Source organism: Neomicrococcus aestuarii, from assembly GCF_014201135.1.
Classification (GTDB): Bacteria; Actinomycetota; Actinomycetes; order Actinomycetales; family Micrococcaceae; genus Neomicrococcus; species Neomicrococcus aestuarii.
This window is the reverse complement of sequence record NZ_JACHDR010000001.1, coordinates 2,632,358-2,648,702: the sequence shown is the minus strand read 5'-3', so window position 1 is coordinate 2,648,702 and position 16,345 is coordinate 2,632,358. Positions and strand designations below refer to the sequence as shown.

Genomic DNA, 16,345 nt, shown 5'->3' with positions numbered 1-16,345 from the left:
GAACGCGTCACCCGGTCTGCGTCATCTCGGCAAGAAGCGCCACGTCAGCGATCTGCCAGTGGTTGTCTTCTTTCACCAGAGTAAATTCAAGTTGCTGCGTCGGAAGGGCATTGACGGGAAGAACCCTTCCGTCTGTCGCCCGATGAACCGAGAATTCAGACGTGCGCGAATCCGCCCGAACAGTCGCTTTCCCCGCGGGCGCGAGCTCGGTCACCTGAACATTGGTGAGCGTGGTCTGAAGATCCTGATACTTCAAAGAGTTCTTCTTCAACTCCTGGACAGTCCTGCGGTCTTGATTCAACGAACGTGAGTCCGCCGCATGGACGCTCTCCAGCGCCGCATCATCTTGCTCCACCAGCGCCTTATCCCTGGCTGCAGATAAGGCCTCAAGTTCTGCGATCAGACCCTCCGGCTGTTCCGAGACCGCTTCCTCTTGTACCGTCCGGGCAACCAAGGCCACAGCTTCGTCGTCTTGTTGCGGCGAAGGCATCAGCATCATCATCACGCCCGCTACAGCGAGCACCGCGGCCGCGGCTATGGAGGTCCACATGGTGCGAGTACGACGACGCTCGCGCTTGCGGAATGCTTCCCTATCAAAGTGGTGACTCGTTCGAAGATACGGGACCGCATGATCATCAGAAATGACCGTGATGTCGATCGGCTCAGGGGACGTCATTTTGCGCAAACGACGCGCCACGTCTCCCGCCCCAGGACGCCCCGCGGGATCTTCGTCGAGGCACGCCTCCACCAAATCCACGAGGTCCGAAGACACTGCCCCCAGCATGACGCTCAGCGCGGGCCGGTTGGACGTCAGACTTGGAACTCGCCCCGTCAGCAAGAACCACAGCATGGCGCCGAGCGAGTACACGTCCCGAGCTGGCTGAAGCTGGTCTTCGTCCAACGGCTCAGGAGCGTGAAAGCCAGCGGTCCCGGCATCAAAATGACGCGCGCCTGCCCGCTGAGCAATAGATCCGTCGATAAGTTTGGGCGAACCGTCGCCGGCGAAAAGCACGTTATCCGGCGTAATGTCACCGTGCGTGACACCTTGAGAATGCAGATAGTCCACGGCGCTCGCCAACGGCACCATGATGGCACTGACTTGCCCCAGCGATTGCGGTCCCATCGAACGCACCACATTGAGCGCTGATCCCCCGGGCACATACTCAAAAATATTCGCTTCCCGCAGCACTCCCCCAGGTAGTTCCGCCTCAATCCCGCCGTAACACCGCACCAAATGAGGGTGACTCAAGCCGCGTAAAGCGTCACGCTCGAGTGCAGCGAAATCTGAAGCTGCGTCGTCGTACACCTTGATAGCGCGCGGATCCGCAGTGCGCACGTCCTGCGCAAGATAGACGGTACTGATGCTTCCGCGCCCAATCAGGTCCGTGAGGTGATAGCCCTGGACTACGGGAAAGGACGACGACGCCGCGTCGGTTGCGTCGTTGGGCACAGTTGAGATTCTGGTGACGGTATACAGCGATTCCGGGTCTCGGGGCTCCATGCCCTAAGTCTTGCGGAATTTGTGAAACCCTGCAGAAGTTATCCACAGGCATCGTGCGACATGGGGTGTCGTAAAGGAATTCAGCCATTGCGCGTCACGGGACTAGGCTAGACCGCATGAATCCAACGATAACGGTGTTGGGGCTTGACCCGGACTTTGTTCCGTATCAAGAGGCTTGGGATCTCCAAAAAAAGACTCATGAAGCCGTGGCGAATCACTCCCAATCGCCAGAAATCTTCTTGCTTGAACACCAAGCCGTCTACACGGCCGGCAAGCGGACCGAAGATCACGACCGTCCCACCGACGGAACGCCGGTCATCGACGTTGACCGCGGCGGATTGCTCACGTGGCACGGACCCGGTCAGTTGGTGGGTTACCCCATTATCGAGCTGGCTGACAAAGCCGCCATCCGCCCCTACGTGGAGACGCTCGAGCAAGCGCTCATGAACGTCATCGCCGATTACGGCATCAAAGGCGAACGCGTCAAAGGCCGCTCCGGCGTTTGGATTGTGGGCGACGGAATCACCCCAGATCGCAAGATCGCCGCTATTGGAATCCGCGTGGACCACGGCGTCACCATGCACGGATTCGCATTGAACTGCTCCCATACCTTGGACCCCTACAACATCATTGTTCCTTGCGGAATTAGCGATGCAGGCGTCACCACCATGTCCCTCGAAGCCGGACGGACCATCACCCCGTCTGACGTCGTCGAGCGAGTCTCCGAAGAATTGGTCAAGTTGCTGACGCCTCTCATGAAGAGCGTAGCGCCAGCCACCGAAGCACCCCAGATGGAAGGAATCAGCGCATGAGCCCGGCACCCGAAGGTCGTCGCATGTTGCGGATCGAAGCACGCAACGCGCAAACTCCCGTAGAGCGCAAGCCCGAATGGATCAAAGCCAAGGTCAACATTGGCCCGGAATACGTTGGGCTCAAAAAGCTGGTTCAGGGCGAAAACCTCCACACCGTGTGTGAAGAAGCTGGTTGCCCCAACATCTTTGAATGTTGGGAAGACAAGGAAGCAACCTTCCTCATTGGTGGCTCCGAGTGCACGCGCCGTTGCGACTTCTGCCAGATCCACACCGGCAAGCCATCCCCACTGGACGTTCTGGAACCACTTCGCGTTGCCGAATCCGTCAAGCAGATGGGCCTGCGCTACGCCACTGTCACCGGCGTTGCTCGTGATGACCTCGAAGACGAAGGCACCTGGCTGTACGCCGAGACCGTGCGCAAGATCCACGAGTTGAACCCCAACACGGGCGTTGAGCTCTTGATCCCTGACTTCTCCGGCAAGCGCGAGTACCTCGAAGAGATCTGCGCATCCGCTCCTGAGGTCTACGCTCACAACCTTGAGACCGTGCCCCGCTTGTTCAAGTCCATTCGTCCCGCGTTCCGCTACGAGCGCTCCCTGGACGTCATCAGCATCGGTCGTGAATTGGGCATGATCACCAAGTCCAACCTCATCTTGGGCATGGGCGAAACCCGTGAAGAAGTCTCCGAGGCGCTTCGCGATCTGCATGCTGCCGGCTGTGACTTGATCACCATCACCCAGTACTTGCGTCCAACCGAGCGTCACCACCCAGTGGAGCGTTGGGTCAAGCCACAGGAATTCGTTGACATCTCCGAAGAAGCTGAAGAGATTGGTTTCTTGGGCGTCATGTCCGGACCGTTGGTTCGCTCTTCTTACCGCGCTGGCCGCCTGTGGGCACGCGCTATGCGCAGCAAGGGTCGCGAGATTCCTGCAGAGCTGGCACACATTGCCGATTCCGGCAGCACGCGCCAAGAGGCAGCAACCCTGGTTGCCAGCCACTAGCTCGTAGTCAACACAAGTGAAGGGCCCAGTTCAGCTGGGTCCTTCACTTGTTTAAGCCTTGTTGTCCAGTTATGTCAGAACAGGCGAAATTTGGCCGAGTGCTGACGTAGAATAGGCCATTATGGCTTCACGTAATTCCCCAGAATCTTCGGCGGCAGAACCGCGCCGCGGTTTGTTCAATCGCAAACCAAAAGCGGAAAAGACCGACAAGCAGCCGGGTCGCTTCCGTCAGTTTGGTCAAGTCTTCCAAATGACGCGCCGCGAGGACCCCACCGTTGTGTGGGTCATGATTCTCGCGTTCCTCGGTGTTGTGGCAGTTGGCCTGCTTCTTGGCCTCTTGTTCAACAACTGGATTACTGGTTTGTTGATCGGTATTCCACTCGGCCTTCTTGCTGCCGTCTGGATCTTGTCTCGCCGCGCCGAACGTGCAGCCTTTAGCCAACTTGAAGGACGTCAGGGCGCCGTTGGCGCCTCCATGTCCGTCTTGCGCCGCGGGTGGATTCTGAAGGAACAGCCAGTAGCCATCAACCCACGCACCCAGGACTTGGTGTTCATGGGTATTGGACGCGCTGGTGTGGTACTCGTGACGGAAGGTCCTCCCGCTCGAGTACGCCCGTTGGTGGATGGCGAAAAGCGTCGCCTCAGCCGCGTTTTGCCAAACGTTCCCATTCACGTCATCAACGCTGGCTCGCTCGAAGGTCAAGTTGCCCTCGCAGACGTCGCCAAGACCATGAAGAAACTTCCGAAGTCCATCACCAAGGACGAGGTTCACGCAGTGGATATGCGTATTTCCACGTTGCCAAGCGCACGCTTGCCGATTCCGAAGGGCATCGACCCCATGAAGGCACGCCCAGACCGCCGTGCGATGCGGGGACGCTAAACCGAAGCTTTAAAGCGAGGGGCGTGGAGCAATCTTGATGATTGCTCCACGCCCCTCGCTTCTGTTTCTCTATATTTCTTGTCTTTGGTTGATTTCTTTTCTTCGTTTCGAGAGTTCGAATCCCTTAGATCCGAACTAGAACGGTGTTAACCGCGCGATCGTGAAGACCGCGCTGGTCTCCATCAATAATGAATGCCGGAATGAACAGCGCAAGAAGTACCGAACGGATGGTTCCGGAGAGTAGGTCGCTCGCAGTTCCATTCATCTTTTGAACCTGCATACCGAAGGCGCGGTGCCCCACCGAATGACCCGTCACCCCGACAAAAAGAATCTGTGTGACTAGGAATATCAGCAGTGTGACCATGGAATCGTAGTTAAAGAACACCGCCGAAATGATCAGCGCAATCCCCCAGTCAATGACAATCGCGCCGATGCGGCGAGGGAAACGGGCAATACTTCCAGGGCCGGATTCCGGCCTGCCTAGGCGCTGACCTGGGTATTCCTGCTGGTTGATTTGCGGCGGACCTTCCAGCCACGAGCCAACGTCTTTCCTGTTAATACGTGCAGGGTCGCGACCTTCTGAGCCGCCTTGATTCGACATACCCTCGAGCTTATCCAATCTGATTCTTGTAACCTGCCCGAAACAATTGCGATACACACACTTAACTGGCTGTTAGTACGGTGGTATGCAACGAGGACGCAAGAAAGTATGCTTCCTCACGGGGCTAATCGCCCCACCTTCTCTGTAACTACAGGAGCAAATAGATGTTCAAAAACGCGGATGAGGTCCTCAAGTTCATCAAGGACGAGGACGTCAAGTTTGTCGATATCCGATTCACTGACCTCCCAGGCGTGCAGCAGCACTTCAACGTGCCAGCAAGCACGGTAGACGCTGACTTCTTCGAGAACGGTCAGCTGTTCGACGGTTCGTCGATCCGCGGCTTCCAGGGCATCGCAGAGTCTGACATGCAGTTGATCCCAGATCCAACCACTGCATTCGTTGACACCTTCCGAGTCGAGAAGACGCTCGCGTTGAACTTCTCGATCGTGAACCCACGCACCGGCGACCCATACCACCGTGATCCACGTGGTGTTGCTGAGCGCGCTGAAGCTTACTTGGCTTCCACCGGCATCGCTGACACCGCGTTCTTCGCACCTGAAGCTGAATTCTTCATCTTCGACAACATCCAGTACGAATCCAGCCCACAGGGTTCTTTCTACAAGCTGGATTCTGAGGAAGCCTACTGGAACACCGGCCGCGAAGAGCAGGGCGGAAACCTCGGCTACAAGACGCCTCAGAAGGGTGGCTACTTCCCAGTGGCTCCCGTTGACAAGCAGGCTGACCTCCGTGACGCCATCTCCCTCGAGCTGGCAGCAGCTGGCCTTGAGGTTGAGCGCGCTCACCACGAAGTTGGATCCGCCGGCCAGGCAGAAATCAACTACAAGTTCGACACCCTGACACACGCTGCTGACGATCTCTTGAAGTTCAAGTACATCGTCAAGAACGTTGCTGACCAGTGGGGCAAGACCGCAACCTTCATGCCGAAGCCAGTCTTCGGTGACAACGGTTCCGGCATGCACTGCCACCAGTCGCTCTGGGCAAACGGTGAGCCTTTGTTCTACGACGAGAAGGGCTACGCAGGCCTTTCTGACCTCGCTCGCTGGTACATCGGTGGCTTGCTCAAGCACGCTTCTGCTGTCTTGGCATTCACCAACCCAACCGTGAACTCCTACCGCCGCTTGGTCAAGGGCTACGAAGCTCCGGTCAACATGGTGTACTCGCAGGGTAACCGCTCCGCTGGTATCCGTATCCCGATCACGGGCTCCAACCCGAAGGCAAAGCGCATCGAATTCCGCGCGCCGGATCCATCGAGCAACCCTTACCTCGCGTTCTCGGCACAGCTCATGGCTGGCCTTGACGGAATCAAGAACCGCATCGAGCCTGCTGCTCCGATCGACAAGGATCTCTACGAGCTCCCACCAGAGGAAGCTAAGGACATCCAGAAGGCTCCAGGCTCCCTCGAGGAAGCTCTTGAAGCTCTTGAGAACGACTACGAGTTCTTGCTTGCAGGCGACGTCTTCACCGAAGACCTCATCCGCACCTGGATCGAATACAAGCGCGAGAACGAGATTCTCCCGCTCTCGATCCGCCCGAACCCTTACGAGTTCGAGCTCTACTACGGTTGCTAAGTAGTACGAGAGGCTAAAGCTTCTCGAGCGAGAAGGTCCGCATCCCTCCACCTCTTGGTGGATTCGGATGCGGGCCTTCTTCTTTATGTTCAACGCGCGGCAACTGCGGCAAGAGCCCAACGAATGCCTTCAGGGCCCGGCGAATGTTTACAGGGCGCAGCGAATCGCAGCGCTTTCCTAGTGCTTCTGCCTAGTTCTTACGCGACGACGCGAGTCAACAGGAAGCACGCGGCGCCACCGAGGGGCGAAACGTTATGAACGGCGTTCGGGAGGACAAAGAGATCCCCCGTGGCGATCTCTTCTTGCTGAGCCACACCATTTTCGCCAGTCCACGCCACCGTGATGGTGCCACGCAGCACCTGGAGCGCCGCCGCAGGTGGTTTTGGATGGTCAGAAAGCTGGCCGCCCTCTGCTAGGTACACGAGCAATTGCGAGAGCTGCCCGTCACGCACCAATTCGTGCACAGCGTGCTTGGTGGGTCCCTCGGAAGTTTGACGCTCCATCAGCGCAATGTAGCGGTCAACTTGTTCTTGTGATTGCTTCGTCATGGCGAGGGTCCCTTGTCCTAACAGTCAGCGTAGAAGTGCTTCTCAAACACAGTTCGGGCACGGCGTGCCGACTTGAGGTAGTCGTCCTCGAGCTTGGTCGCTTGTCCTGCGGCGTATCCACACCATCTCGCGGCCGCTTCCATGTCCCGAATGTTGCGGGGTAATTGATCCGAGGCTCGCCCGGACACGATGATGTTTGCGCACCTGATTCGGGTAGCCAAGACCCACGCATGGTCCAGTACTTCGACGTCAGCGGCCGGCAGGATCCCCGCTTCACTAATCGCCCGAAGTGCCGCGCGCGTAGAGGTGGTCCGCAAGGACGGATAGGTCTTTGCGTGACACAGCTGAAGGTACTGGGCCAGCCATTCAACGTCGCTGAGTCCGCCGCGGCCCAGCTTGAGCTGGCGAGAGGGGTCGGCTCCACGGGGCATGCGTTCTGATTCCACGCGCGCCTTGATACGACGGATTTCGACGACGTCGCTCGGCGAGAGCCGCGCGTTATAGCGAACGCTGTCCACAAGTTCGAAGAACTCGGCGGCCAGGGTATCGGAGCCGCCTAGCGGGCGCGCTCTCAACAGAGCTTGCGTCTCCCACACGCCCGACCAGCGGGAATAGTATTCGCGGTAGGCGTCGAGAGTTCTCACAAGCGGACCTTGCCGCCCTTCAGGCCGAAGGTCAGCGTCCACTTCCAGCTTGGGTTCAGCCAAAATTGCTGGTTTGAGAGGCATGCCGACGAACGCCTGAATGTTGCCGACAATGCGGAGCGCCTGCTCTTGGGCTGCCTGCTCGTCGGCGCCGTCAACAGGTCGATGAACATACATTACGTCCACGTCAGAGCCATATCCGATCTCTCGGCCGCCCTGACGACCCATCGCCACAATCAGCAGTTCTGTGAGCTTGGTGTGTTCGCTGTATTCCTCTTGTTCGGCTACGCGAAGAATGCCGAGCACGGCGGCACGATCTGCGTCAGAGAGCGCTCGGCCCACCTGGTCCTGGTCGATGAGGCGTGCCGAGTCGGCCAACGCGATACGCAGAAGTTCTCGGCGACGAATCAGCCGGATGAGCCGCAGTCTTTTCTCGCGGTCCTTGTGGCGTCCCAGCTTGGAAGAGATCTCCGACCACAGGCTGTCGAAGGTGTACGGTTCGAGGTCGGCATCGTTCCCTAGCCACGCCGCCGACTCCGGCGAAACCTCCAGGAGATCCGTGATGAATCGGCTCGAGGACAGAATGGAGCACAATCGTTGCGCGCCCGCTGGTGAATCCCGGAGCATCCCCAAGAACCAGTGGGACTCCCCCAAGGATTCGGACAAGCGTCGGAAGCCCAAGAGTCCGGCGTCCGGGTCCACGCCCTCAGCGATCCATCCCAACAGCACGGGCAACAGTTGCCGCTGCAATTGTGCACGCCGGCTCACGCCCGAGGTCAACGCTTCGATGTGCCGCATGGCGTTCTTGGGATCCGCATAACCAAGGGCCTTGAGGCGAGCTTGAGCAGCCTCTGGGGTCAAGCGGACCTCGTCGGCGGACAAGTTTGCGGCCGTTGCCAAGAGAGGACGGTAGAAGATCTTTTCGTGAAGTCCGCGGACTTCACGTTTAGTGGACTGCCACCTCGCCAGCATTTCGTCGCCCGAGATCCAGGACTGCGCGTCCATCCCGAGAGACGCGCGCGCGATCGTGCGAATCTCCTCAGGCTTGGTGGGCATCAGGTGAGTACGGCGCAACCGCGTCAATTGGATGCGATGCTCCAGCACGCGCAAATAACGGTAGGCGCCACCAAATTTGGCGGCGTCCGCGCGGCTCATATACCCCGCTTCAGCAAGCACCTCGATGCCGCTGAGAGTGTCCCGAACGCGCAAAGATTCCTCAACTCGACCGTGGACCAGCTGCAGGAGCTGGACGGTAAATTCCACGTCTCTCAGACCGCCGGGGCCCAGTTTGATCTGGCGATTCACTTCGGCCGCTGGAATATTGTCTGTCACGCGACGACGCATGGCCTGCGTGGACTCCACAAACCCTTCGCGCTCGGAGCTGGCCCAGATCATAGGAGCCACAGCGGCCTCGTACTCGACCCCCAGCTCGGGATCACCTGCCAAGAAGCGAGCCTTCAACAGCGCTTGGAACTCCCACGTTTGAGCCCATCGCTTGTAGTAGGCGAGGTGGGAATCAAGAGTTCGTGAGAGGGCACCGTCTTTGCCCTCGGGACGCAAATTGGCGTCGAGCTCCCACAAGCCAGGCTCCGGTGCCGTCGCGTTCATGGCACGGGCAGTGAGCGTCGCCAACTGGGCCGCCATCTTAGATGCCGCTTGCTCATCAAGCCGCGCTGCGTCGTCGTCCTTCACGGAGTCCCGAACCGCATGCACGTAAATCACGTCAACATCGGAAATGTAATTGAGCTCGCGCGCGCCGCACTTACCCATGCCCATGACGGCGATGCGCAAGGAATCCACGATCTCCGGCGAGGATTTTTCCGATACGTCCGCGCGTGCCAAAGCCAACCCGGCGGCAATGGCTGCGCCCGCCAAATCGGCAAGCTCGGCCGCCACCTGGGGGAAAGCCTCTTCCGGATCACCGCAGCACAAATCCCGCATGGCAAGATCCAAGAGCAGAGCCCGGTACCGCACGCGCAGGGCAACGATCCCCGGCGTTCCGGTCACGGTGGCGACTGGGCGCTCGGCCTCAGGATCAGCACCGACAGAACGCAACATCTCCGCCGTCAAGGACGCAACATCGCGCTCGTGAAACGTACGTTCCGGGACCGTTTCCAGGGTGCTTAGAAAGCGCGGCTGGCGCACCAAGAACTCACCAAGTGCCTCACTGGCGCCCAGCACGCGAAACAGCGGGATGCTGGATTCTCCACGCCCCACGAGTTTCAGGACAGATTTGTCCCGTTCGGCAATCCGGACCAGCAGCAACAGAGCGCTGTCTGGATTCGCGCAGTGAGATAGTCCCTCAAGCAACTGCTCCCGGGAGACGGATTCGAGTTCGCGCGCTTGCAGGAAGCGCTCGGCTCGCTCAAGATCTGCGAAGCCGACCGCTATCAAGTCCCGCTGCGAAGCGACACGCACGATTAAAGGATCCCGAGGTACCGGTTCAGTTCGAACGGGCTCACGTCGTGACGGTACTCATCCCATTCATCGCGCTTGTTGCGCAAGAATGACTGGAAGACCTGTTCGCCCAGAATGTCAGCGACCAACTCCGACTCCTCCATGGCGCGGATTGCGTCATGCAAGCTACCAGGCAATGGCGTGTGTCCGGATGCGCGTCGCTCCGCCGTGGAGAGGCTCCAAATGTCATCCTCTGCGATCGGCATAAGTTCGTACTCTTCCTCGATGCCCTTCAAGCCAGCACCCAACAAGCACGCAAAGGCAAGGTACGGGTTCGCCGCAGAATCGATGCCGCGGTACTCAACACGAGCAGACTGGCCCTTGTGCGGCTTGTACAACGGGATGCGCACCAAAGCGGAACGGTTGTTGTGACCCCACGACAGGTGGCTTGGCGCTTCGCCGCCGCCCCACAGACGCTTGTAGGAGTTCACGAACTGGTTGGTCACGGCGGTGAACTCGGGAGCGTGCTTCAGGATGCCCGCAATGAAGTGACGCGCCGTGGTGGAAAGCTGGAATTCGCGGCCGGCTTCGAAGAACGCGTTGGAGTCACCCTCGAAGAGCGAGAAGTGCGTGTGCATTCCGGAGCCTGGGTGCTCCTTGAAAGGCTTCGGCATGAAGGTGGCGTAGCTTCCTTGCTGGAGCGCCACTTCCTTGATGACCGTTCGGAAGGTCATGATGTTGTCCGCGGTCTGCAGAGCATCCGCATAACGCAGATCGATCTCATTCTGACCCGGACCACCCTCGTGGTGGGAGAACTCTACGGAGATGCCAACGGCCTCAAGCATGTTGACTGCCGTGCGGCGGAAGTCCTGGGCAACGCCGCCAGGAACATGATCGAAGTAGCCGCCGTAATCTACCGGGACGGGCTGGCCACTGGCGCCGATTTCATCCGAGCGCAAGAGGTAGAACTCGATCTCGGGGTGCGTGTAGCACGTAAAGCCCATGTCAGCGGCGCTCTTGAGCTGGCGCTTCAGGACGTAGCGGGGATCCGCGTTAGAGGCGGTGCCATCCGGGTTCTGAATATCGCAGAACATACGGCTGGTGGGTTCTTCTTTGCTGCGCCACGGCAGGATCTGGAACGTGGACGGATCCGGCTGTGCCAGCATGTCCGATTCGAAGATGCGCGACAGTCCCTGAATCGAGGAACCGTCAAAACCAAGACCCTCTTCGAACGCGCCCTCAACCTCAGCCGGCGCCAAAGCGACGGACTTCAACGAACCCACAACGTCCGTGAACCACAAACGCACAAAACGAACGTCTCGTTCTTCAATGGTTCGCAGCACGAACTCTTGTTGACGATCCATGAAGGACTCCTCTCGCACGGCGGCAGACTGGATAGCGGGCGCTAGTCAGCTAAGAAAAACTTACTGCCCCAATGATGGTCACTTCCACTTTACTCAATGGTGTCCCTTTGTCCGCCTTGTTGTGGGTGATCTCCGCTAACGTCCTCCACGCCGGGGCGTAAACTAAGCCCCATGACGGCTCAAGAAACAGCACCCTACGCATCGTCGACGCCCCTCAAGAAGATCCGCACGGTCCACCTTGCAGAGATCAAGAAGAACGGCGGTCATTTCTCGATGCTGACCGCTTATGACCAGTACACGGCGGAAATCTTCGATGCCGCGGGCATCGAAATGTTGTTGATTGGTGATTCAGCGGCCAACAACGTCATGGGCTACGAGACCACGCTGCCCATCACCATGGATGAGATGGTCGTTTTCGCTAAAGCCGTTGCCGCAGGTGCCAAGCACTCGTTCTTGGTCTGCGATCTACCTTTCGGCTCCTATGAGATTTCTCCGCAGCAGGCCGTGGAATCGAGCATTCGCCTCATGAAAGAGACCGGGATTCACGCGGTCAAGATTGAATGCGACGAGCGTCATGCGGAGACGGTTGCGGCGATCGCGGCAGCTGGCATTCCGGTGCTCGCACACATTGGTTTTACTCCGCAATCAGAGCACGCCCTGGGCGGATACCGAGTTCAGGGCCGTGGCGAGGAAGCCGCGGCCGCAATGATTCACACGGCAAAGACGCTAGAAGAAGCTGGAGCCTTCTGCGTCCTAATGGAAATGGTTCCCGCCGAGGTTGCGCGCCGAGTCGACGAAGCACTCACAGTTCCAACGATCGGCATTGGTGCCGGCAACGGCACCACCGGACAGGTCTTGGTGTGGCAGGACATGCTGGGGTTGCGCTCTGGGCGCATGCCGAAATTCGTGAAGCAATACGCCCAGCTACGCCCCATCATTGAACAGGCCGCCCAGGCCTACAAGACTGACGTGGCTTCTGGAGCCTTCCCGGCCCCGGAACATAGCTTTGACTAAGCTTCTTCCTCGTCATCCCACGCGTCATTGTTGCGGTGGACCTTGTCCATGGCCTTCTGGGCCTCTTCGCGACTAGCGTAGGGACCAAGCAATTTAGTCCAGTCTGACTGGGCTCCAACTTCTACTTCGCCCGTTTCAACGTTGTACCAAAAGTCGCCCTGAGGGGCGTCTGGCGTGACTGCGTCATCGCTCATGGTTCCTCCTGAGTATGTGGTGAATCGCGGTGGATGTTTCTCAGAGTACTCGCTCGTGAAGTCGTTAGGATCAAGGTATGTCTGTTTCTGTTGCCCCCGTCGGGAATCTCAAGCCCGGTACGCTCTCCCCTGTTCGCTCGGTTCCGAATCACATCGCGCGCCCCGAGTACGTCGGGAAGCCCGCGCCACAGAAGTGGACTGGTGGCGACGTTCATTCTGCGGAAACCATCGAGAAGATCCGCGTTGCTTCCAAGCTTGCTGCGCAGGGTCTGCAGGAAATCGGTAAGGCTATTCGGCCGGGTATCACCACGGATGAGCTGGACCGCATTGGTCACGAGTTCCTGATTGATCACAACGCCTACCCGTCCTGCTTGGGGTATCGCGGATTCCCTAAGTCTGTCTGCACCTCGCTGAACGAAGTGATTTGCCACGGCATCCCGGACAGCACCGTGCTTCAGGACGGCGACATCATCAACATCGACATCACGGCCTACCTCTTTGGCGTCCACGGCGACACCAACGCGATGTTCCTCGTGGGCGATGTCGACGAAGAGTCCCGCTTGCTCGTAGAGCGCACCGAAGAGTCTTTGCGCCGTGCCATCAAGGCCGTCATGCCTGGGCGTCAGCTCAACGTCATTGGCCGCACTATTGAGTCGTACGCGAAGCGCTTCGGCTACGGTGTGGTTCGCGATTTCACGGGCCACGGTGTGGGCCCGGCCTTCCACACGGGCTTGATTATTCCGCATTACGACGCCGCACCACGGTTCTCAGATCTGATCGAACCGGGCATGACGCTCACCATTGAACCGATGCTGACGTTGGGTACCGTGGAGTGGGACATGTGGGAAGACGGCTGGACCGCCACCACGAAGGATAAGAAACGCACCGCTCAGTTCGAGCACACGCTTCTGGTCACCGATTCCGGCGCCGAAATTTTGACACTTCCGTAGTTATTTGTTGCCTAAATACGCCTTGTCCCGTTGAGCCTTGCTCAGCGGAGCTTGACCTCGTTAGCCTTTGTTAGGCGGCATCCGCCATCTAACGCACTGCACTCTTTGAGAGGACGTTCGTCCCATGTCTTTGACACCTGCTTCAGGCATCACTCCGCGACACCACTTCGGTATCGGTGTTGATATTGGAGGTACCGGCATCAAGGGAGGCATCGTCAATCTTGAGACGGGCGACCTGGTGGGTGAGCGATTCCGCATCGATACCCCTAAGCCGGCGACGCCTGAAGCGGTGGCCGAGGTTCTCAAGCAGATTGTCGACGAGCTCATGAGCCGTCCCGAGGCGCCAGAGGCGGATACTGCCGTGGGCGTGACGTTCCCGGCGATCATTGACAACGGCGTAGCGCTCTCAGCGGCAAACGTTGACAAGAGCTGGATTGGAACGGACGTAGATTCGCTTTTTACTGCGACGCTTGGCCGCCCCGTCACTGTGATCAACGATGCTGACGCTGCCGGGCTTGCGGAGGCTCGTTACGGTGCTGGCAAGGGGGTTGCCGGGACCGTGCTGACCATTACGTTGGGTACCGGTATTGGTTCCGGAATGGTCTTCAACGGTCAGTTGGTACCTAACCTTGAGTTGGGTCACTTAGAGATTGACGGGCACGACGCCGAAGCTGAAGCAAGTGCCTCAGCTCGCGAGCGCAAGGACTTGAGTTGGAACGAATACGCGAAGCTCTTGCAGCGCTATTTCAGCCATGTGGAGTTCTTGTTCTCCCCCAGCTTGTTCATTGTGGGCGGCGGTATTTCCAAGAAGTCTGAGAAGTACCTGCCACTTCTGGATCTTCGCACCAAGATCGTTCCCGCACAGTTGATCAACAACGCTGGCATCGCCGGCGCAGCGCTTCAGTCAACACTTCACGCTGAAGTCACCGGCGTTATCGCCAGTTAGTCACGATCGCGTAGCCTACTTAGCTCGTAGCTGCGCGATAGCTGTCTCGAAGTCATCCAGGGAATCAAAGCCCTGGTACACGCTTGCGAACCTCAAATACGCCACTTGATCTAGCTTTTGAAGAGGCTCGAGAATCGCAAGACCCACTTCGTGGGCTTTGATTTCTGCTGCTCCCGTGGCGCGGACGGCTTCTTCCACGTCTTGAGCCAGCACGGCGAGGTCATCATCGGTCACCGGCCGCCCCTGACAGGCTTTACGCACTCCACTAATCACTTTGGAGCGGCTAAACGGTTCAACCACACCTGAGCGCTTCACAACGTTCAGGGCTGTAGTTTCGAGCGTGGTGAATCGCTTAGAGCACTGGGCGCATTGGCGACGGCGACGAATCGCTGCGCCATCGTCGGTGACACGTGAGTCCACCACTCTGGAATCCGGATGACGGCAAAACGGGCACTGCATTAGCTTTGACTCCGTTCATTCATGCGAACCAGGACGGCGTCGCCGTGCGCTGGCAGATCCTCGGCTCGCGAAAGCTCCACGACGTGCTCGGCCACTTCTCCCAGCGCTTGTTCGCTATAGGAAATGTATTGGATGGCTTTGAGGAACACCGTGGGGTTCAGTGCGGACGAGTGAGCCGCGCTTCCCATGGTGGGCAGCACGTGGTTTGAGCCAGCCGAATAGTCACCCAAAGACACCGGGCTGTAGGGGCCAACGAAGATCGCCCCGGCTACCGTGATGCGGCCCGCGACATCCTGCGCGTTTTCGGTGTGAATCTCGAGGTGCTCGGCACCGTACGCGTCGCACACTTCAATTCCAGCGTCGAGTGAATCAACCAGCACAATGCTGGACTGCGCACCGGAAAGGGCTTGCTGGACTCGTTCGTGGTGCTTGGTTTGAGCCACTTGCTGTTCGAGTTCGGCCCGTACCTTGGTTGCCAGGTCCGAGCTCGGGGTAATCAGCACGGACGCCGCATTTGGATCGTGCTCTGCTTGGGAGATCATGTCCGCGGCTACAAAAGCCGGGTTGGCGCTGTCATCGGCGAGGATCGCGATCTCGGTCGGGCCAGCCTCAGCGTCAATGCCCACTCGACCCTTGACCAGCCGCTTGGCGGTCGCCACAAAAATGTTGCCCGGTCCCGTGATGACGTCTACGGGTTCAATGGCTGCGTCACCGGAGGCTTGATCCTCGGACACACCATAGGCGAGGGCTGCGATAGCCTGCGCGCCGCCGAGCGCGTACACCTCGGTAACGCCGAGCAAGTGAGCTGCCGCAAGGATAGTGGGGTGCGGGAGACCATTGAATTCTCGCTGTGGCGGAGAGACAAGGGCAATCGATGTGACGCCAGCTGCTTGGGCAGGAACCACGTTCATCACCACGCTGGACGGGTATACGGCCAGTCCGCCTGGCACGTACAAGCCCACACGACGAACAGGAACCCAGCGCTGGCTCACCGTGCTGCCATCGCCGTACGAAACTTCAGCGTCACGAGGCACGGAGGCCTGCGCAAAGATCCGGGCTCGACGAATCGACTCCTCAAGCGCCTTGCGCACCTTGGGATCCAAGTTCTCGAGCGCTTGCTCTAGCTGCTCCTCGGTGACCCGGAAATGTTCGGGGGCTGCGCCGTCGTACTTCTTAGCAAGCGAACGCAAAGCCGCGAAGCCTTCCGCGCGCACCGAAGCAATAATCTCCTCAACCGCAGCCGTGGCGTATTCGACGCTTCGCGTTGAACGCGGCATCGCAGCCAAAAGCTCGGCGCGGGTCAGCGACGATCCGCGCAGATCAAGGGTGGCCAGGGAAGGAAACAGCTCAGAATTCACCCCACTAGTCTACGGACGTCAAGTGCCCCGCCGAGCGAATAGCGGCCCGCATGACGAAAATCGGAGGTAATTCACGGACAAACGCCC

At 58.8% G+C, this 16,345-nt stretch carries 15 protein-coding genes; 7 read left to right on the top strand and 8 right to left on the bottom strand.

The features are described from left to right. Positions 1–7 precede the first annotated feature (7 nt). On the bottom strand, positions 8–1,450 hold the full coding sequence (locus HD598_RS12155) for a serine/threonine protein kinase (protein ID WP_183666201.1): 1,443 nt from the start codon (positions 1,448–1,450) through the stop codon (positions 8–10). A 167-nt stretch (positions 1,451–1,617) separates the two neighbouring features. Here HD598_RS12155 and lipB point away from each other — a divergent pair, with 167 nt between their 5' ends. From lipB to HD598_RS12140, 3 genes are all read left to right on the top strand, one after another. Next, entirely contained in the window at positions 1,618–2,313 is a 696-nt protein-coding gene (gene lipB, locus HD598_RS12150) for a lipoyl(octanoyl) transferase LipB (RefSeq protein ID WP_071893229.1), read from the top strand. Next, on the top strand, positions 2,310–3,314 hold the full coding sequence (gene lipA / locus HD598_RS12145) for a lipoyl synthase (protein WP_183666199.1): 1,005 nt from the start codon (positions 2,310–2,312) through the stop codon (positions 3,312–3,314). Before lipB ends, lipA begins: the two co-directional genes overlap by 4 nt. A 121-nt stretch (positions 3,315–3,435) precedes the next feature. Continuing rightward, complete coding sequence (locus HD598_RS12140; RefSeq protein ID WP_071893227.1) at positions 3,436–4,194, top strand: DUF4191 domain-containing protein; 759 nt, start codon at positions 3,436–3,438, stop codon at positions 4,192–4,194. A 124-nt stretch (positions 4,195–4,318) separates the two neighbouring features. Here HD598_RS12140 and HD598_RS12135 read toward each other — a convergent pair whose 3' ends face one another. Further along, complete coding sequence (locus HD598_RS12135; RefSeq protein WP_071893226.1) at positions 4,319–4,795, bottom strand: RDD family protein; 477 nt, start codon at positions 4,793–4,795, stop codon at positions 4,319–4,321. A gap of 164 nt (positions 4,796–4,959) precedes the next feature. Between HD598_RS12135 and glnA (HD598_RS12130) the strand changes: the two genes are divergently transcribed. Further along, positions 4,960–6,384 carry a type I glutamate--ammonia ligase gene (gene glnA / locus HD598_RS12130; RefSeq protein ID WP_183666197.1) on the top strand — a complete coding sequence of 475 codons (1,425 nt, stop codon included), beginning with the start codon at positions 4,960–4,962 and terminating at the stop codon, positions 6,382–6,384. Positions 6,385–6,581: 197 nt separating this feature from the next. Here glnA (HD598_RS12130) and HD598_RS12125 read toward each other — a convergent pair whose 3' ends face one another. The 3 genes from HD598_RS12125 to glnA (HD598_RS12115) are packed head-to-tail and all read right to left on the bottom strand — an operon-like array spanning position 6,582 to position 11,337. After that, positions 6,582–6,932, bottom strand: a complete 351-nt coding sequence (locus tag HD598_RS12125; RefSeq protein ID WP_071893224.1) for a cupin domain-containing protein — start codon at positions 6,930–6,932, stop codon at positions 6,582–6,584. A gap of 17 nt (positions 6,933–6,949) precedes the next feature. Next, a complete protein-coding gene (locus HD598_RS12120) occupies positions 6,950–9,994 on the bottom strand; it encodes a bifunctional [glutamine synthetase] adenylyltransferase/[glutamine synthetase]-adenylyl-L-tyrosine phosphorylase (RefSeq protein WP_183666195.1) in 3,045 nt (1,014 codons plus the stop codon). 2 nt (positions 9,995–9,996) lie between these two features. Further along, complete coding sequence (gene glnA, locus HD598_RS12115) at positions 9,997–11,337, bottom strand: type I glutamate--ammonia ligase (RefSeq protein ID WP_183666192.1); 1,341 nt, start codon at positions 11,335–11,337, stop codon at positions 9,997–9,999. A gap of 171 nt (positions 11,338–11,508) precedes the next feature. Between glnA (HD598_RS12115) and panB the strand changes: the two genes are divergently transcribed. Then, the gene (gene panB / locus HD598_RS12110; protein WP_071893221.1) at positions 11,509–12,351 is read left to right on the top strand and encodes a 3-methyl-2-oxobutanoate hydroxymethyltransferase; all 843 of its coding nucleotides are present in this window, start codon (positions 11,509–11,511) and stop codon (positions 12,349–12,351) included. Here the strand turns inward: panB and HD598_RS12105 are convergent. Further along, positions 12,348–12,545 carry an SPOR domain-containing protein gene (locus HD598_RS12105; protein ID WP_071893220.1) on the bottom strand — a complete coding sequence of 66 codons (198 nt, stop codon included), beginning with the start codon at positions 12,543–12,545 and terminating at the stop codon, positions 12,348–12,350. The two genes, panB and HD598_RS12105, sit on opposite strands and share 4 nt — an antisense overlap. 77 nt (positions 12,546–12,622) lie before the next feature. Here HD598_RS12105 and map point away from each other — a divergent pair, with 77 nt between their 5' ends. Both map and ppgK read left to right on the top strand, forming a co-directional pair. Continuing rightward, complete coding sequence (gene map / locus HD598_RS12100) at positions 12,623–13,495, top strand: type I methionyl aminopeptidase (RefSeq protein ID WP_183666190.1); 873 nt, start codon at positions 12,623–12,625, stop codon at positions 13,493–13,495. A gap of 124 nt (positions 13,496–13,619) precedes the next feature. Continuing rightward, positions 13,620–14,441 carry a polyphosphate--glucose phosphotransferase gene (gene ppgK / locus HD598_RS12095; RefSeq protein ID WP_183666188.1) on the top strand — a complete coding sequence of 274 codons (822 nt, stop codon included), beginning with the start codon at positions 13,620–13,622 and terminating at the stop codon, positions 14,439–14,441. A gap of 15 nt (positions 14,442–14,456) precedes the next feature. Here ppgK and nrdR read toward each other — a convergent pair whose 3' ends face one another. Next, complete coding sequence (gene nrdR / locus HD598_RS12090; protein ID WP_183666186.1) at positions 14,457–14,900, bottom strand: transcriptional regulator NrdR; 444 nt, start codon at positions 14,898–14,900, stop codon at positions 14,457–14,459. Continuing rightward, positions 14,900–16,258, bottom strand: a complete 1,359-nt coding sequence (gene hisD, locus HD598_RS12085) for a histidinol dehydrogenase (protein WP_311539034.1) — start codon at positions 16,256–16,258, stop codon at positions 14,900–14,902. The genes nrdR and hisD overlap by 1 nt, the downstream gene beginning before the upstream one ends. Between the last annotated feature and the right edge of the window lie 87 nt (positions 16,259–16,345).